16 protein-coding genes and 1 tRNA gene are annotated in these 18,877 nt (G+C 38.1%); 14 read left to right on the top strand and 3 right to left on the bottom strand.

Going from position 1 to position 18,877, the window contains the following annotated elements; translation table 11 throughout:
* Positions 1-15: 15 nt before the first annotated feature.
* The 14 genes from rpmG to IBX42_RS03850 all read left to right on the top strand — a co-directional run bounded on the left by rpmG (position 16) and on the right by IBX42_RS03850 (position 17,112).
* Positions 16-168 carry a 50S ribosomal protein L33 gene (gene rpmG, locus IBX42_RS03915; RefSeq protein WP_137011688.1) on the top strand — a complete coding sequence of 51 codons (153 nt, stop codon included), beginning with the start codon at positions 16-18 and terminating at the stop codon, positions 166-168.
* A 54-nt stretch (positions 169-222) separates the two neighbouring features.
* A tRNA-Trp gene (locus tag IBX42_RS03910) sits at positions 223-299 on the top strand.
* A gap of 61 nt (positions 300-360) precedes the next feature.
* Entirely contained in the window at positions 361-540 is a 180-nt protein-coding gene (gene secE / locus IBX42_RS03905) for a preprotein translocase subunit SecE (protein WP_137011690.1), read from the top strand.
* Between the two features lie 9 nt (positions 541-549).
* Positions 550-1,092, top strand: a complete 543-nt coding sequence (nusG, locus tag IBX42_RS03900; protein ID WP_294929091.1) for a transcription termination/antitermination protein NusG — start codon at positions 550-552, stop codon at positions 1,090-1,092.
* Positions 1,093-1,280: 188 nt separating this feature from the next.
* Entirely contained in the window at positions 1,281-1,706 is a 426-nt protein-coding gene (rplK, locus tag IBX42_RS03895; RefSeq protein WP_294929088.1) for a 50S ribosomal protein L11, read from the top strand.
* A 65-nt stretch (positions 1,707-1,771) separates the two neighbouring features.
* Complete coding sequence (gene rplA / locus IBX42_RS03890; RefSeq protein ID WP_294929084.1) at positions 1,772-2,464, top strand: 50S ribosomal protein L1; 693 nt, start codon at positions 1,772-1,774, stop codon at positions 2,462-2,464.
* A gap of 300 nt (positions 2,465-2,764) precedes the next feature.
* Positions 2,765-3,250: a 50S ribosomal protein L10 gene (gene rplJ / locus IBX42_RS03885; RefSeq protein ID WP_294929081.1), complete on the top strand. Its 486-nt coding sequence runs from the start codon at positions 2,765-2,767 to the stop codon at positions 3,248-3,250.
* Positions 3,251-3,429: 179 nt separating this feature from the next.
* The gene (gene rplL / locus IBX42_RS03880; RefSeq protein ID WP_294929078.1) at positions 3,430-3,801 is read left to right on the top strand and encodes a 50S ribosomal protein L7/L12; all 372 of its coding nucleotides are present in this window, start codon (positions 3,430-3,432) and stop codon (positions 3,799-3,801) included.
* A 223-nt stretch (positions 3,802-4,024) separates the two neighbouring features.
* A complete protein-coding gene (gene rpoB / locus IBX42_RS03875) occupies positions 4,025-8,170 on the top strand; it encodes a DNA-directed RNA polymerase subunit beta (protein WP_294929075.1) in 4,146 nt (1,381 codons plus the stop codon).
* Positions 8,163-12,674 carry a DNA-directed RNA polymerase subunit beta' gene (gene rpoC, locus IBX42_RS03870; RefSeq protein ID WP_294929072.1) on the top strand — a complete coding sequence of 1,504 codons (4,512 nt, stop codon included), beginning with the start codon at positions 8,163-8,165 and terminating at the stop codon, positions 12,672-12,674. The genes rpoB and rpoC overlap by 8 nt, the downstream gene beginning before the upstream one ends.
* A 238-nt stretch (positions 12,675-12,912) precedes the next feature.
* On the top strand, positions 12,913-13,287 hold the full coding sequence (gene rpsL / locus IBX42_RS03865) for a 30S ribosomal protein S12 (protein WP_194369106.1): 375 nt from the start codon (positions 12,913-12,915) through the stop codon (positions 13,285-13,287).
* A gap of 221 nt (positions 13,288-13,508) precedes the next feature.
* Complete coding sequence (rpsG, locus tag IBX42_RS03860; RefSeq protein ID WP_294929066.1) at positions 13,509-13,976, top strand: 30S ribosomal protein S7; 468 nt, start codon at positions 13,509-13,511, stop codon at positions 13,974-13,976.
* A gap of 11 nt (positions 13,977-13,987) precedes the next feature.
* Positions 13,988-16,078, top strand: a complete 2,091-nt coding sequence (fusA, locus tag IBX42_RS03855; protein ID WP_294929063.1) for an elongation factor G — start codon at positions 13,988-13,990, stop codon at positions 16,076-16,078.
* 368 nt (positions 16,079-16,446) lie between these two features.
* Positions 16,447-17,112 (top strand): hypothetical protein, encoded by a 666-nt coding sequence (locus IBX42_RS03850; RefSeq protein WP_294929060.1) that lies wholly within the window; start codon positions 16,447-16,449, stop codon positions 17,110-17,112.
* Here the strand turns inward: IBX42_RS03850 and IBX42_RS03845 are convergent.
* The 3 genes from IBX42_RS03845 to IBX42_RS03835 all read right to left on the bottom strand — a co-directional run bounded on the left by IBX42_RS03845 (position 17,101) and on the right by IBX42_RS03835 (position 18,751).
* A complete protein-coding gene (locus IBX42_RS03845; RefSeq protein ID WP_294929058.1) occupies positions 17,101-17,820 on the bottom strand; it encodes an arginyltransferase in 720 nt (239 codons plus the stop codon). The genes IBX42_RS03850 and IBX42_RS03845 overlap by 12 nt on opposite strands.
* A 102-nt stretch (positions 17,821-17,922) precedes the next feature.
* A complete protein-coding gene (locus IBX42_RS03840) occupies positions 17,923-18,426 on the bottom strand; it encodes a hypothetical protein (RefSeq protein ID WP_294929055.1) in 504 nt (167 codons plus the stop codon).
* A gap of 1 nt (position 18,427) precedes the next feature.
* A complete protein-coding gene (locus tag IBX42_RS03835; protein ID WP_294929052.1) occupies positions 18,428-18,751 on the bottom strand; it encodes a hypothetical protein in 324 nt (107 codons plus the stop codon).
* Between the last annotated feature and the right edge of the window lie 126 nt (positions 18,752-18,877).

Raw genomic sequence — 18,877 nt, 5'->3', positions numbered from 1 at the left:
AATAAGGTTAATAACATGAGAGAAGCAATACATTTAGGATGTGAGAAGTGTACTCGTCGTAACTATCACACAACTAAAAACAAAAAAACTCATACTGAAAAATTTTCAGTAAAAAAATATTGTAAGTTTTGTCGTGAGCATACTGTTCACAAAGAGATGAAACTCTAATATAGTTGCAACTTAAGCTCAAGTCTTTTTGACTTGGCTTTTTTTGTTTAAAATAGGCGTGTAGCTCCAACGGTTAGAGCACCGGATTCCAAATCCGGGTGTTGGGAGTTCGAATCTCTCTACGCCTGCCACATTAATTATTTGTAAAGCTACAGAGCTTTATCTGTAATTAATGAGTATTAGGAAAGTTAAATGAATTTAGGTACACATATCAGAAATGCGAAAATAGAGCTAAGCAAAGTTATTTTTCCTACAAAAGGTCAAGTAAAGCAGGCTTATATTTCAGTTGTAATAGTTGTTGCTGTTATAGCTGCTTTTTTAGCATTGATTGACTTGATAATGTCATCAGTTATGTCAGCAATCTTAGGATAAGGAGTAGCAGTGGAGGAAAAAAAAAGTAATCATCAGTGGTACTCTATACAGACATATGGAAATGAGAGAACAGTTCGCTTAGCAATCTTAAATATGATTGAAGAGATGGGACTCCAGGATAGAATAACAGACGTTATTGTTCCCACTGAAGATGTTATAGAGGTCAAAGACGGCAAGAAAAAAATATCTGAGAGATCTCTCTACTCGGGTTATGTTTTTGCAAGAATAGATCTTAACACAGAGATACAACATCTTATCCAGACTGTTCCTAAGGTCTCTGGATTTATCGGTGAAGCAAATACGCCGACACCTTTAAGCGAGCATGATATTAGTGTTATTCTTGACCGTGTTCAAAATAGAGCGGCACCTAAGCCAAAGGTATATTTTGAAAGTGGTGAAACTGTTCGTATTACGGATGGTCCATTTGCAAACTTTACGGCAACTGTAGATGAGTATGATTTAGAGCATGGAACTCTAAAGCTTAACGTTTCAATTTTTGGTAGAGCAACCCCGGTTGATATCGCTTATACCCAAGTTGAAAAAATAATTTAATTGGTAATAAACTACGCTAACATTAGATTTTTTTATAAAAGTTTAATGTTAGCGTAGTTTAAAGCGACTAGTCGCGCGAGCGTTCTGCTGAAGATATCTATGCCCCCTTGAGGGTGAAACTTAGCGTTAGCGTAGCAAGCTGGACTTTGTTCAGATTGCGTTAATTAAAATAATAAAAAGGAAAATAAATGGCAAAGAAAATATTAGGCTACATTAAGCTTCAAATTGAAGCCGGTAAAGCAACACCTGCACCACCGGTTGGACCAGCTTTAGGACAACGTGGTGTTAACATCATGGAGTTTACTAAATCATTTAACGAAAAAACAAAAGATAAGATGGGATTTAAAGTTCCTGTTATTATCACTGTTTATACTGACAAAAGTTTTACTTTTATCACAAAGCAGCCACCTGCATCAGCACTTTTAATGAATGCTGCGGGACTTAAAAAAGGTTCGGACAATGCACTTAAAAACAAAGTTGCAAAGATTACTCGTGCGCAGCTTATGGAAGTTGTAAATAGAAAGATCGAAGACTTAAACACTGATGATAAAGAGATGGCGGCTAATATTATCGCCGGTTCTGCTCGTTCAATCGGTATAGAAGTAGTAGACTAGAAATAAATATCATCGACCACAGTGATACAAAATTTTGTGGCAGAATTTCATAGGAGAATTTCATAATGAGTAAAAGATATAAACAATTAATAGAAAAAATTGATGCTACAAAGACGCACAGTGTTGATGAAGCTTCAGTTGTAGTTAAAAACCTAGTAAGTGCAAAGTTTGATGAGACTGTTGAAATTGCATTAAACCTAAATGTAGATCCAAGACATGCAGACCAGATGATTCGTGGTGCTATCGTTCTTCCTCACGGAACCGGTAAAACTGTTCGTGTTGCAGTTTTTGCTAAGGGCGTTAAAGCTGATGAAGCAAAAGCAGCAGGTGCAGACATAGTCGGTACTGATGATTTAGTACAACAAATCAAAGATGGAATCTTTAATTTTGATGTAGTTGTTGCTGCACCGGATTGTATGGGGCTAGTTGGTCAAATCGGTCGTATCCTTGGGCCAAAAGGTATGATGCCTAACCCTAAAACAGGTACAGTAACTCCAGATGTTGCAACTGCTGTTAAAAATGTTAAGGGTGGTCAAGTAAATTTCCGTGTTGATAAAAAAGGAAATATACATGCTGGTATCGGCAAAGCAAGTTTTGATGCTGATAAAATTGCAGAAAACCTATCATCTTTTGTAAGAGCTATCAATAAGCACAAGCCTTCAACCGCAAAAGGTCGCTATATCAAAAATGGCGCACTTAGTTTAACGATGAGTCCTGCTATTAAACTTGATGTTATGCAATTGGCTGAAATTAAGTAACTGACGTTATGCAACTTTTGAAAAAAAGTTTGTAGAAACACCTCGTGAATCTCGAAAAACAAGTTTTTCGCAGCTTTAGGGGGTTGTAGGGACATCTGTCTCTGCCACTAAAATGGACGCGTTCGTTTTAGTGCATAACATCAGTGAGAGAGTGATTTTTAGTGCTTTATTCGTAAAGCACTATCAAGTTACTACTTTGGTAACTGCATTTTATGGACTGAAGATATAGGAGCGAAAGCTTAATCTGCCGATTAATAGTTGGTATTCCTGTTGAAGTATTGTCTGGAAAGGAGATATTCTATGACAAAAACACAAAAAGCTGAAATTATTGAAGTACTTTCAAATGAGTTCAAAGAAGCTCAAAGTGTAATTTTTTGTGATTATAAAGGACTTGGTGTTTCTAGTCTTGAGAGTTTGAGAAAAGCTGCTCGTGCAAAAGATGCAAAAGTTCAAGTTGTTAAAAATACTTTAGCAATGATCGCATTAAGCAATGCAGAACTAACAGGTGTTGAATTAAAAGACACTAATATTTTAGTATGGGGTTCTGACTCAGTCGCTACTTCTAAAATAGCTGCTGACTTTGCTAAAGATAACGATAAGTTTGTGATTAAGTCTGCTTATGTTGATCGTGCACCTGCTGACGCTGCTAAAGTTGAAGCATTTGCTAAACTTCCTGGTCGCGAAGAGCTTCTTGCTATGCTTGCTGCTACTTGGATGGCACCGATTACATGCTTTACAATCGGACTTGACGCGTTAAGACAAAAAAAAGAGGAAGAAGTGGCATAGTTCACTTTTCCAGGTTGTCTGAATTATCAGATTAATTAGGGATACAATCGCACAAGTGCGATGGGCTTCCCGCCGAGGGAAATTTAGCGTTAGCGTAGCCTAAAGAATTACTTCTTTGGGCGTGCAAATAGATGTTAAGGTTCCCTTGAATTTATGCAATAAATTTAAGGAAAAATATTATGGCTATAACTAAAGAAGATGTATTAGAGTTTATTTCAGGACTTTCTGTACTAGAACTTTCTGAAATGGTAAAAGAGTTTGAAGAGAAATTCGGCGTATCTGCACAGCCTGTTGCAATGGCTGGTGGTGCTGTAGCTGGTGGAGCTGCTGCTGAAGAGCAAACAGAATTCAATGTTATTATTACTGATGCAGGTGATAAGAAAATTAACGTAATTAAAGTTGTTCGTGCTCTTACAGGTCTTGGACTAAAAGAAGCTAAAGAAGCAACTGAAAATATACCTTCAACAATCAAAGAAGGCGTAGACAAAGAGACAGCTGAAGATGCTAGAAAGCAACTTGAAGAAGCTGGCGCAAAAGTAGAAGTTAAATAATTACTACTGTGGAGGAGTAGCACAAATAATTTTTTGTTGCTCCTCAATTTTGGGCGCTTTTACGAATGGATTTTAATCTCTTCGTAAAAGTGCCCTTACGTCGTTAATAAGCACTATAAAACAAGCTCTGATTTCGAGCTCAAAAAAATTGTCTAGGGACGCCTAGATATGACACCTTAATCAATAAAGATTAAGTCTTAAAAACAACTCATCGAGGTAGCCAATGTTAAACACTTTATATTCCGGAAACCGTCTTCGTGTAGACTTCTCTAAAACTCCTCAACAGATAGAAGTACCAAACCTGCTGCAAATACAACAAAGTTCATACGGCAAGTTCTTAATGCTTGATGAAAAAGAGAGGTCGCAAAGCGGTGTAGAGACAGTATTTCAGTCAGTTTTTCCTATACATGACTCTCAAAATAGATTGACGCTTGAGTATATCGGCAGTGAAATAGGTAAGCCAAAGTATACGGTCAGAGAGTGTATGGAGCGTGGTCTTACTTATGCTGTAAGCTTAAGAATGAAAACGCGTCTTATTCTTTGGGATAGAGATGAAAACACTAAAGAGAAATTGGGCGTTAAAGATATTAAAGAGCAGAGTATCTTTGTTCGTGATATTCCTTTAATGACTGAGAGAACATCTTTTATTATCAATGGTGTTGAGAGAGTCGTTGTTAATCAGCTTCATCGCTCACCGGGCGTTATTTTTAAAGAAGAAGAGTCAACAACTGCGGGCAACAAACTTATCTATACGGGTCAGATTATTCCAGACCGCGGTTCATGGCTCTATTTTGAGTATGATCCAAAAGATATTCTTTATATGAGAATTAATAAGCGCCGTAAAGTTCCTGTAACTATTATGTTCCGCGCACTTGGATACTCAAAGCAAGATATTTTAAAACTATTTTATCCAATTCAAAATATAAGCATTGTAGATAATAAATTTCTTATGTCATTTAATCCAAATGACTACTCTGCAAGACTTACTTACGATCTTATTGACAAAGACGGCACTGTTCTTTTGGCTTCAGGAAAAAGACTCTCAGCTAAAAAGTCACAAAAATTTATTGAAGATGGTCTAAAAGAGGTTGAATACCCTCTTGAAGTACTTCTTGAGCGCTACTTGGCAAAGTCTATTGTTGATCCTGAAACAGGCGAGGTTCTTTTTGACGCTATGACTAGAATTGACGAGAATAAGCTTAAGAAAATGAGCGAAATCGGAGTAAAAGGCTTTAGTATTGCAAATGACTTGGCTGAAGGTGTTGATGGTTCAATCATTAACGCATTTAACGCCGATGCAGATTCGCTAAAGTTATTAAAGCATACTGAAGATATCGAAGACGAAAATGCTCTCTCAGCTATTCGTATCTATAAGGTTATGAGACCGGGTGAGCCTGTAACTAAAGAGGCTGCAAGAATATTTGTAAATCAGCTTTTCTTTGATCCTGAGAGATATGACTTGACAAAAGTTGGTCGTATGAAGATGAATCATAAACTAAGTCTTAATATTCCAGAGTACATAACTGTTCTTACGCATGAAGATATTATAGAATCAGTAAAATATGTTATTAAAGTAAAAAACGGACAAGGTCATATTGACGATAGAGATCACCTTGGAAATCGTCGTATTCGTTCTATCGGTGAACTTTTAGGAAATGAATTACATAACGGTTTAATCAAGATGCAAAAAGCGATTCGTGACAAACTCTCAACTATGAGCGGACCGATGAGTGAGCTTATGCCGCACGATTTGATAAACTCAAAGATGATTACTTCAACAATTATGGAGTTCTTCTCGGGCGGGCAGTTATCACAATTTATGGATCAAACAAATCCACTATCAGAAGTAACGCATAAGCGCCGTCTATCAGCTCTTGGTGAAGGCGGTCTTGTTAAAGAGCGTGCAGGATTTGAAGTTCGTGACGTTCACCCGACTCACTACGGCAGAATCTGTCCAGTTGAAACTCCGGAGGGTCAAAACATCGGTCTTATCAACACTCTTGCAACATACGCAAAAGTAAATGAGCACGGCTTTATTGAGGCACCATATAAAGTTATGAAAGATGGAAAAGTTCTCAATGAAATTGTTTATCTTACTGCAACTCAAGAAGAGGGCAAAAAGATAGCAGCCGCTTCAAACAAATTGGACGAAAACGGTCAGTTTATAGATAAGTTGGTTGTTACAAGAATGGATGGAGAGATTCTTCACCGTTCTATAAATGAGTGTGAATATGCCGATCTTTCATCTCACATGGTTGTCGGTGTAGCTGCATCACTTATTCCATTTTTAGAGCATGATGATGCAAACCGTGCACTTATGGGCGCGAACATGCAGCGTCAAGCAGTACCACTTATTAAATGTGAGGCACCAATGGTCGGAACAGGCGTTGAGAAGCTTGTTGCGCGTGACTCATGGGAGTGTGTAAAAGCTAGACGTTCAGGTATTGTAGAGAAGGTAGACGCTAAACACATCTACGTTATGGGAGATGACGAAGGAGATATTTATATAGATTACTATCCATTGCAAAAAAATCTTCGTACTAACCAAAATACAGCGTTTGCACAAAAACCGATTGTAAATATCGGACAGAGAGTGGAGACGGGACAGATAATTGCAGACGGTCCAAACATGGATCAAGGAGAGCTTGCTCTTGGTGTAAATGCAATGGTTGCATTTATGCCTTGGAATGGTTATAACTTTGAGGATGCTATCGTAATCTCAGAGAGACTAATCCGTAAAGACGCATTTACATCTGTTCATATCTATGAGAAAGAGGTTGAAGCAAGAGAGTTGAAGCACGGCGTTGAAGAGATCACTCGTGATATTCCAAACGTAAGAGATGACGAGTTATCTCATCTTGATGACAGCGGTATCGTTAAAATCGGTACAACTGTTACGGGCGGTATGATTCTTGTCGGTAAAGTTTCTCCAAAGGGTGAAGTTAAACCTACTCCTGAAGAGAGACTTCTTCGTGCAATTTTCGGCGAAAAAGCCGGTCACGTTATAAACAAATCTCTATACTGTCCTCCAAGCATGGAAGGCGTTGTAGTTGACGTTAAAATCTTTACAAAAAAAGGTTATGACAAAGACGTACGCGCGTTAGAGCTTGAGAAAGAAGAGCGTGATTATTTAGAGCGTGAGCACTATGACAGACTTCTTATGATAGATAAAGAGGAGATGCTTCGCGTAACTAAGCTTCTTACAAAAGAGCCTCTGACGACTGATATTAAAATCGGTAATACAAATTACAAAACAGGTGATTTGATAGATGCAAAAGATTTAGTTGAAGTAAACCGTTTTGCTATGAATGCGATTATAAAATCATTCAGCGAAGAGATTCAGTCAGAGTACAATAAGACTAAAAACTACTTCCAAAAGGAGAAGAGACTCTTCCGCGATGAACATGAAGAGAAATTAAATATCTTAGAAAAAGATGACATTCTACCTAACGGCGTTGTGAAGTATGTAAAAGTATATATCGCTACAAAACGCCAGTTAAAAGTCGGTGATAAAATGGCTGGACGTCACGGAAACAAGGGTATAGTTTCAATCATTGTACCAGAGGTTGATATGCCGTACATGGAAGATGGAAGAAGCGTTGACATTTGTCTCAATCCGCTAGGTGTTCCTTCTCGTATGAATATCGGGCAGGTATTAGAGATGCACTTGGGTATGGCAGGTCGTGAACTTGGACATCAGATTACAAAAGAGTTTGAGTCTAAACAAAAAGATTTCATCCAAAATATCCGTGCTAAGATGATTGAGATTGCAGATGTTGCACTTATGATGAATGCAAAAGAGGTTATCACTAAAATGAGTGATGATGAACTGCTTAATCACGCACGTGACTGGTCAAGAGGTGTTAAGTTTGCATCCCCGATTTTTGAAGGCGTAAATTCAGAAGAGTTTGAGAAGATTTTCAAGCTTGCTAAGATGGAGACAGACGGTAAAGTTGTACTTTACAACGGTTTGACTGGAGAGAAGATAAAAGAGCGTGTAAACGTTGGTTACATGTATGTTCTTAAACTTCATCACCTTGTTGATGAGAAGATTCATGCACGTTCAACCGGACCATACTCTCTTGTTACACAGCAACCGGTCGGCGGTAAAGCGCTCTTTGGTGGTCAAAGATTTGGAGAGATGGAAGTTTGGGCACTTGAAGCATATGGTGCAAGTGCAGTACTTAAAGAGATGCTTACTATCAAATCTGATGATGTTGATGGACGTGTCCGTGCGTACAAAGCGATTACAAAAGGTGAGTTAGTGCCGGAATCAGGCATTCCTGAGACTCTATTTGTATTGACAAAAGAGCTTCAAGCATTGGCTCTTGATGTAGAAATATTTGACGAGGTAGAAGACAATGAGTAAATTAGTAGCTATTGAAGTAACTGAGGAGAAAAGGCCGACTGATATAAAGCAGATACAGTTTCGTTTAGCTTCCCCTGAGAAGGTGTTATCTTGGAGTCACGGGGAAGTAAAAAAACCGGAAACTATCAACTACCGTACGCTTAAACCTGAGCGTGACGGTCTTTTTTGTGCTAAAATTTTTGGTCCTGTAAGGGATTATGAGTGTCTGTGTGGCAAATACAAAAAGATGCGTTACAAAGGCGTTGTATGTGAGAAGTGTGGTGTTGAAGTAACTAGCACTAAAGTTCGCCGTACCCGCATGGGGCATATAGAGCTTGTGACGCCTGTTGCACACATTTGGTATGTCAGTTCACTACCTTCTCGTATCGGTACTCTTTTGGGTATCAAGATGAAAGATTTGGAGCGCGTTCTTTATTATGAGGCATACATTGTTGAATCGGGCGGAGAGGCATACTATGATGCTGAAGCTAAAACTCCTGTTTTAAAATATGACGTTTTAAATGAAGAGCAGTACCGTACTTTAGTATCAAGATTTGGCGAGTTAGGCTTTAGAGCTCGCATGGGTGGCGAAGTTGTTCGTGATTTGTTAGACTCAATCGATTTAGTTGATGCGTTTACGCAGCTTAAAGAAGATATTGAACTTACAAAAAGCGAAGCAAAAACAAAAACTATTGCTAAGAGACTTAAGGTTATTGAATCATTTCTAAATTCAGGAAACAATCCTGCATGGATGATGCTTACGGTTCTTCCTGTCCTTCCGCCAGATTTAAGACCGCTTGTATCACTCGATGGCGGAAAATTTGCAGTATCAGATGTAAATGATCTCTATCGCCGTGTTATCAACCGTAACCAACGTCTTAAGCGTCTTGTAGAGCTTGAAGCACCTGAGATTATTGTTAGAAATGAGAAGCGTATGCTTCAAGAGTCGGTTGATGCTCTATTTGACAACGGTCGTCGTGCAAATGCTGTAAAGGGTGCTAACAAGCGTCCACTGAAATCTTTAAGTGAGATCATTAAAGGTAAGCAGGGTCGTTTTAGACAAAACTTACTCGGTAAGCGTGTTGACTTCTCCGGACGTTCTGTAATTGTTGTAGGTCCAACGCTGACAATGGATCAGTGTGGATTACCTAAGAAGATGGCACTTGAACTCTTTAAGCCGCATTTGATTGCAAAACTTGAAGATAAGGGTTATGCAACAACGGTTAAAGCTGCTAAAAAGATGATTGAGGACAAAACAAACGAAGTTTGGGAGTGTCTTGCTGAGATAGTTGATGGGTATCCGGTACTTCTAAACCGTGCGCCTACGCTTCACAAGCTCTCTATTCAAGCGTTCCATCCTAAGCTGATTGACGGAAAAGCTATTCAGCTTCACCCTTTAGTTTGTGCTGCGTTCAACGCCGACTTCGACGGTGACCAGATGGCTGTACACGTTCCACTTGGCTCAGCTGCTATTGCAGAGGCTAAAGTCTTGATGATGGCATCTATGAATATCCTTCTGCCTGCATCAGGAAAAGCGATAGCTACGCCTTCACAAGATATGGTTCTTGGTATCTACTATATTACTTTGGAGAAAAACAGCGTAAAGGGTTCAAACAAACTTTTTGCAAACGTTGATGAAGTAAGAATAGCAATTGAGCATGATGCGTTAGATATTCATGCAAAAGTAAGAACTAGAGATGAGGGAAGAATCATCCATACAACTGCAGGACGTATGTTGCTTAAAGCAATATTGCCTGACTTCGTTCCATCAGAACTTTGGAATAGAGTTATGAAGAAAAAAGCTATAAATGAACTAGTTGACTATGTTCAAAAACATGGTGGCATAGGTATTACAGCCGGTTTCTTAGACAGACTTAAAGATTTAGGTTTCAAACATGCTACAGAATCAGGTGTCTCTATCTCTATTGATGATATTAAAATACCTGAGGGAAAATCAGTTAAGATCGCTGACTCTAAAAACAGAGTGTTTGAGATTCAAAAGCAGTATGAAGCGGGTCTTTTAACTGAACAAGAGAGATATAACAAGATTATCGACGTTTGGACAGACACAAACAACACTCTTGCAGCACAGATGATGGAGCTGGTTCAAACAGATAAGAGCGGGTTTAACTCTATCCACATGATGGCAGATTCTGGCGCTCGTGGTTCTGCTGCACAAATCCGTCAGCTTGCCGGTATGCGCGGTCTTATGGCTAAACCAAGCGGTGAAATTATTGAAACTCCGATTATCTCTAACTTTAAAGAGGGTCTTAACGTAATCGAGTACTTTATCTCCACTCACGGAGCTAGAAAAGGTCTTGCCGATACTGCTCTTAAAACTGCAAATGCGGGTTATTTGACTCGTAAACTTGTAGATGTTGCGCAAAATGTTAAAGTTGTTGAGCATGATTGTCATACTCATGAGGGTATTGAGATCTCAGATATAAGTGATCAAAATACGCTTATCGAATCTCTTGAAGATAGACTCAACGGCAGGGTTTTAGCAGATGATGTTATTGACCCGATAAGCAACGAGATACTTTTTGCCGAGGGAACACTTCTTGATGAAGTAAGTGCAAAAGTTATAGCAGAGGCTGGCATCAAAACAGCATATATCAGAACACCGACTACATGTAAGAGTGAAAACGGTATATGTGCACTATGTTACGGCGTAAACCTTGCAACAGGATATATAGTTCGTAGAGGTGAGGCTGTTGGTATTATTGCCGCACAGTCAATCGGCGAGCCTGGTACACAGCTTACTCTTAGAACATTCCACGTTGGCGGAACAGCAAGCTCGACTGCTCAAGAGAGACAGGTTGTTGCTGAGAAAGAAGGTTTTATCCGTTACTACAACCTTAAAACTTATGCTTCAAAAGAGGGCAAAAACATAGTGGCAAACCGCAGAAATGCAGCAGTGCTATTGGTTGAACCAAAAATCAAAGCTCCTTTTGCCGGTAAAATTGAGATTCAGACTGTGCATGATGAAGTTATCATCAGCGTATCTTCTAAAACTGATACTGTTCGTTACGTACTACGTAAAAACGAGATTGCTAAACCTAATGAGTTAGCAGGTGTCGGCGGACAGATTGAAGGGAAATATTACTTCCCGTATGAGAGCGGTTCTGAAGTTAAAGAGCATGAATCAATTGTTGAAACAATTAAAGATGGCTGGAATGTTCCAAGCCGTATACCATATGCATCCGAGCTTTTAGTTGCAAATGGAGCACCTGTAACACAAAAGATTTTTGCAAAAGAGGAAGGAGTCGTGAAATACTTCTTGCTAAAAGGCGATTATTTAGAGAGATTTGAGGGGCTAAAATCCGGTTATGAAGTAGTAGAAAAAGGTCTTTTTGCTACCGTTGTAGATGCTAACAATCGTGAAGCAGTACGTCACTACATTGCGCGCGGTTCCGTAATCGTTGCAGAAGATGACGTGCTTGTAGATTCTAAGTCTGTTATAGCTAAGCCAAAGAGTGACGAGTCGACTGTAATTGCAGAGTGGGATCCATACTCTAACCCGATTATATCCGAGACAAACGGTGTGGTTCATTTTGAAGATATCATCAGCGGTACAACGGCAACAGAGCAGTATGACGAGCTAACGGGTAAAACCCGTTTAATGATAAGCGATCACGTATCTACAGAGTACAAACCGACAATTGTTCTTGCAAGCGAAGACGGCGAACTTTTAAGATACCAGCTTCAACCAAAAACATCAATATATGTAAGAGACGGAGCAACGGTTAAAGTAGCAGATATCATTGCAAAAACACCAAAAGCTCTTCAAAAGTCAAGCGATATTACGGGTGGTCTTCCTCGTGTAAGTGAACTTTTTGAGGGTCGTAGACCAAAAGCAACGGCACTAATATCTGAGATAGATGGAAATGTTAGTTTCGGAAAGCCTCTTCGTGGAAAGATTAGAATTATCGTTGCATCTGATAACGGCATAATTAAAGAGTACTTTGTAGACAAATCGCACACTGCGGTTGTCAACACGGGAGACTTTGTACATGCCGGCGAGAGATTGACATCCGGTATTATCTCTTCACATGAGCTTCTTCGTATTATGGGTGTTAAAGCACTTTATGACTATCTAGTAAGCGAAGTGCAGCAGGTTTACCGTTCACAAGGTGTTAATATTTCCGATAAGCACATTGAGGTAATCTTTACTCAGATGTTAAGACAGATAAAAATTGTAAAATCAGGCGATACGAAGTTTATAGCGGGAGATTTAATCTCTAAAACGAAGTTTGCTCAAGAGAATGAGAAGATTATTAAACTTGGCGGTCGCCCTGCGATTGCAGAGCCATTCTTGGTTGGTATTACAAGAGCTGCCGTTTCAGCTGATAGTATTATCTCTGCTGCATCATTCCAAGATACTACAAAAGTATTGACAGAAGCTGCGGTTAGTGCGAAAGTAGATGATCTAAACGACCTCAAAGAGAACGTTATTATCGGACGTACTATTCCGGTTGGAACAGGTATCTATAAAGATCAACAGATTGTATTTGGGTACAACTAAGTTTCATCTTTATATATTTAAATAAACTCAACCTCTTGCGCTTATGCAAGAGGTTGCTCTCCGCTTAAACTCTTGTTATCTATGATTAGCCTCTATAGCTTCTCACATAAAACTCTATATATTAATTTATACTTAAAATAAGCTAGCTTTAATCACTTTTTTTATAAGATTACGCGTCTATAACTCCCTAGAGAATAGCGAGTTAAATTCTACTGGAAAAATTAAGTAAAGGAATTGTATGCCTACAATCAATCAATTGATTCGCAATGAGCGTAAACGTGTGGTTAAAAAATCAAAATCACCTGCTCTTGTATCATGTCCACAGCGTCGTGGTGTTTGTACACGTGTTTACACAACAACACCAAAAAAACCTAACTCGGCTTTGAGAAAAGTTGCAAAAGTTCGTTTGACTTCAGGTTTTGAAGTTATTTCTTATATCGGTGGTGAGGGTCACAACCTTCAAGAGCACTCAATCGTACTAGTTCGTGGCGGTCGTATAAAAGATTTACCCGGTGTTAAGTATCACATCGTTCGTGGTGCACTCGATACCGCAGGTGTTGCAAATCGTAAGGTTGCTCGTTCTAAATACGGAACAAAACGTCCTAAAAAATAGGGACTATTTTTTAGGAACCTAAACATTAATTAGTACGCGAAACGAACAAGTCCGTTTCACTACGCTAACGCTAAGTTCACTTCAGCAGTGGGCTCATGAAACTAGTTTTATTTGAAATTATGTTTTAGTGAAAAGCTGAAAAATATTAAGCTAACACAGGATATCTCTTAAGTGATATATTTTGAGTAAATTTAAAAAAAATTGAAGTAAGGAAATTACAAATGAGAAGAAGAAAAGCTCCCGTTCGTGAAATTATGCCTGATCCTGTTTATGGAAGCAAAGTTTTAACGAAATTTATAAACAAAATTATGTATGACGGTAAAAAAAGTACAGCTGAGAAGATTATTTACAGCGCTTTAGATATCGTAAGCTCTCGCGGTGAAAAAACAGGTATCGATACATTTAACGATGCTATTGAAAATATTAAGCCGATTATTGAAGTTAAAAGTCGCCGTGTTGGTGGTGCTACTTATCAAGTTCCAGTAGAAGTACGCCCGGTACGCCAATTGTCGCTAGCTATTAGATGGTTAGTTGATGCTTCTAGAAAAAGAAACGAGAGAACAATGGCTGAGAGATTGGCTAATGAGTTAATGGATGCCGGTTCCGAAAAAGGTAATGCATTTAAGAAAAAAGAAGATACTTATCGTATGGCTGAAGCAAATAAAGCATTTGCTCACTATCGTTGGTAATAGGATAAATTATGGCAAGATCACATAAACTAGAAGATGTAAGAAACATCGGTATTGCTGCTCACATTGATGCGGGTAAAACGACAACAACTGAAAGAATTCTGTTCTATACAGGTCGTGAGCATAAAATCGGCGAGGTTCATGACGGCGCTGCTACAATGGACTGGATGGAGCAAGAGCAAGAGCGTGGTATTACTATTACTTCTGCTGCAACAACTTGTGAATGGGACGGCAAACAAATTAACATTATAGACACTCCGGGTCACGTTGACTTTACTATTGAAGTTGAGCGTTCTATGCGTGTACTTGACGGTGCTGTTTCAGTTTTCTGTGCAGTTGGCGGCGTTCAACCACAATCTGAGACTGTTTGGAGACAAAGAAATCGTTATGGTGTACCATCGATTGTATTTGTTAACAAAATGGATAGAACAGGCGCTGATTTCTATCAAGTTGAAGCTCAAATTCGTGATCGCCTAAAAGGAAATCCTGTTCCAATCCAATTACCAATCGGTGCTGAGGATGGTTTTACAGGTGTTGTAGATCTTGTTAAGATGAAAGCAATCGTTTGGGATGTAGATGCTGCAATGGGTTCAAACTACCACGTAGAAGAGATTCCGGCGGACATGTTGGACAAAGCTGCAGAGTATCGTGAAAAGATGATTGAATCAATCTCTGAAGTTGACGGAAACGAAGAGCTTGCCGAAAAATACCTTGAGGGTGAAGCGCTAAGCGAAGAGGAAATTATTGCAGGAATTAAAGCTGCAACAATAGCAATGCATATAGTTCCTATGACTGCAGGAACAGCATTTAAAAACAAAGGTGTTCAGACTCTTCTTGACGCAGTTGTTGCTTATCTTCCTTCTCCTGTAGAGTGTGCTCCGATTAAAGGCACTGTGATGGATGACGAAGAGCAAGAAGTCATAGTTCCATCTACTGATGATGGCAAGTTTGCTGCTTTAGCATTTAAGATTATGACTGATCCATTCGTTGGAACATTGACTTTTATCCGTGTTTATCGCGGTTCATTAGAAGCAGGTTCATTCGTTCATAACTCTACAAAAGATAAAAGAGAGCGCATTGGCCGTATCGTAAAGATGCATGCTATTAAGCGTGAAGAAGTTAAAGAGATTTATGCGGGTGAAATCGGTGCAGTAGTCGGTCTTAAATATACAACTACCGGTGACACTCTTTGTGATTCAGATGAGGCAGTTGTGCTAGAGCGTATGGTATTCCCTGAGCCGGTTATCTCTGTTGCTGTTGAGCCAAAAACAAAAGCCGATCAAGAGAAAATGGGTCTAGCACTCGGTAAACTTGCTGCGGAAGATCCATCTTTTAGAGTTCATACTGATGAAGAGACAGGACAGACAATTATTTCAGGAATGGGCGAATTGCATCTTGAAATTCTTGTTGACCGTATGAAAAGAGAGTTTAAAGTAGAAGCTGAAGTCGGTGCTCCGCAAGTTTCTTACCGTGAAACTATCAAAAAAGAAGTTGAACAAGAGTACAAATACGCAAAACAGTCTGGTGGACGCGGTGCTTTTGGTCATGTATACCTTAGAATCAAGCCGGGCGAGCCTAGTACAGGTTTTGTTTTCCATAATGAAATCAAGGGCGGGGTAATTCCAAAAGAGTATATTCCTGCAGTTGAGAAGGGTTGTTCTGAGACAATGAGCAACGGTGTTCTTGCGGGCTACCCGATGGAAGACGTTGAAGTTACGCTTTATGACGGTTCATACCATGAAGTTGACTCGAACGAGATGGCATTTAAACTTGCTGCTTCAATGGGCTTTAAAGAGGGTTGTAGAAAAGCAAATCCTTCAATTTTAGAGCCAATGATGAAAGTAGAAGTTGAAGTTCCAGAAGATTACATGGGTGATGTTATCGGTGACCTTAATCGTCGTCGTGGACAAATCAACGCAATGAGCGATAGAAGCGGAAACAAAATTGTTGATGCATTCGTTCCACTTGCTGAGATGTTTGGTTACTCAACCGATCTTCGTTCTGCTACTCAAGGTAGAGCAACGTACTCTATGGAATTCGATCACTATGAAGAAGTTCCAAAAAATGTATCTGAAGAGATTATTAAAAAGAGAAACGGCTAAACCGCTACAAAAAGTGCCTCCTCTTAGTTGGGGGAGGCATTAACTCCAAACTATCTACAAAAAATCAAAATTTTATGATAAATTAGTTTTATTTCTATTTTTTATATAAAATAGAAATTTTACAACTGCTCTTAAAGCCAGTATAATTACGTAAACGACGGATGTCCAAAGAAGAGGGTGTAGAAAATTTCCCCGTTCCATCATGAGAGAGGCTCTTTGAATCGGCGAACTTAATAGGTCGGAGTGCTGTAAAATAGAAAGCAACACCAAGATTGCTAAGAAGTAAATAAGTTCGACTTTTATTTTTTTAATCATAATGCAATTATATCTATTATAATTAAAAAAATAAAAAAATTAGGCAAAAAAAGATGAAAAAAATTGTAATACTATCACTTCTATCACTAACTCTCTTTGCTAAAAACCCTTCTGTATATTCTCAACTAGGTGACACGATTTACAACAACTCTGCAGCTATTGAAAAGTTAGCGGAGATAGAGGAGCTATCACTCTATAAAAAAGAGATACAAGAGTATATAGAAGATGTCAATGCTACAAAAAAGGATGGATTTGCCATCGAGTCCGGAGATAAGAGCGTAGATGAGGCGCTCTATTTGAAAAAGCTAAGAGAGCTCTATAAAAAAGACAGAAATTTTATAAGAGTCTCTAAAATTAGTTTTGAAGAATCAATGCAAAACGATAATGTTATGCTTTTTGAACAGCTTATAAATTCAGGAATAATAGAATTAGATGAGTACAGAGAGAGTATTGTAGAGTTTTACACTTTGCACAGGGATGAGATTTCTCTCTCGCAGGAGCCAAAACTCTATATAGAAGAGGAGCTGCAACAGCGTAAGAGTGCAGTTGAGGCAAGAGAGGCTGCCACGAAAAGAGGAAGTGAAGCACAGAGAATAAAATGGCTTAGAGAAAAAGATAAAGAGAGGCAAGAGAGAAAAAATAAACTATTAGAAGAAGAGTTGCATCAACAAAAAAGAGAGATTAGAGAGTACCAAAAAGGGGAGCTCCTAGGTAGTTAACCAAAGAGCATCCTCATCTGTTGTAGGTCTGCCTTGAAGCATTAGGTAGGGTTTGTAATGAGACTTATATACAAGAGAGGGACACTCTTTGACGTAGTAGCCTAGGTAAACCCACCTTTTTTTGCTTTTTTTTGCAAATGCAATCTGATTATATAAAGAGAACCTTCCCAAAGAGAGATGAGCATAATCAGGGTCATAGTAGAAGTAGATTGAAGATACGCCATCATTAAGAATATCAATCAAATCTACTCCGATGAGCTTGTTATCCAAAAAGTATAAAACCTCATGACCGAAATTGTTATGGGCATCTACAAATGAGTTATAGTAACTCTGCACCGATGATGGCGCAAACTCCCACCCTTTTTTTTCACTCATATAGAGATGATATTTTTCAAAAAGCTCTAAGTGCTCCTTGCTGATTGTAGGTCTTTGAATATAGCTTTTAATCTTGGAAGCTTTTCTCATTACTCTTCTTTGAGAGGATGAAAAGTTGAAGTTTTCTACATCTATTTTTATACTTTTGCACTCATCACATGTGGGGCAGATTGGTCTGAAGTACATCTTGCCAAATCTTCTGTATCCGCGCTCTATTAAATCCTCACAATAAGTAGTGGAGCACTTATCTATTACCTTGTAGTGCGTTGTCTGACTCTTGTCCGGCAAGTAGGAGCACTTATCGCTGATTCTAAACTCTTTAAGTATATTCATTTCAGATATTTTTAAAAAACTCCATATTTATAGTGATTTTTTCAATCATAATTTTATTTTTGACCCCTTTTTGACCCATTAGATAGTGTTAAAACAACAATTTTATCTATTTTCTTTATTAGAAATATTGTTATTTTCTCTCCATCTATCGACTTCAATAACTTTATAAGTTATTTTTCCTCTTTTAACTTTTTGGTGGTATGGAATTTTATTTTGAGGTCTTTCTCTATAAACTCTTTGAACTTCCTCGCTATCTCCATATTTCATTTCAAACTCTTCAACTGAAATAATTGTTTTAGCTTCAACAATTTTCTGTCTTTCAGACAAACTTATTTGACTAATCGAGTTTTTACTTCTTTCATTTATTTCCATAAGCATTTTAAACATCATGTCTTGTCTATCTTCTTTTGGAACATCACTATTATTTTCATTATAATCTATAATTGCGTAAAATTCTTCTTGTTGTTCTTCTGTCAAAGCAAAAAATAATAATAGAGCATCTCTTAATAGAGGATTTCTATTAGAAATATTATTTTCTTCTCTAAAAAAAGATTCTAAACTCGAAGTTCCATAAATTGCTTTGCTTAGTTTGTCTTGTTCAGTCATTTTAACTTCGATAATTTTTTAAACTTTGAAGTTCATCTTCAAGCTGTGCAATTTTTTCTTCCTCTTCTTCTGTGAGGTCTCTTTCTTCATCCTCTGCTAAATTTTCAATCTCTTCAATATCATATGCCAAATAGCTTTTTCTTCGTTCATATTCTTCTTCTTTTAATATCTCTTCATAATTATTTATAAAATTTTGAAGTTCTTCTTGATTAGGTTTTACAAAATAAATAGCCTCATATACTTCTCCTATTGAATTATAAACACTTTCAACAAAAGTATAATGTTCTTGATTTAAAAGTTCTTCTATTGCTTCTTTTGTCATCATATTGAAATCCTTGATAAATATGTGCTATTGTATTTAAAAAGAAAAAATTTAGCAAATATGAAAAACGTCACAACACGGCTGATTCATTCTAAAAGACAACAAAGTTTTTTAATATTTCCTCCAAGC

It is taken from the genome of Sulfurimonas sp. (assembly GCF_014859695.1).
In the GTDB taxonomy this organism is placed as follows: Bacteria; Campylobacterota; Campylobacteria; order Campylobacterales; family Sulfurimonadaceae; genus Sulfurimonas.
Note: the sequence above shows the minus strand (reverse complement) of the source record. Positions and strands in the feature narration are given on the sequence as shown.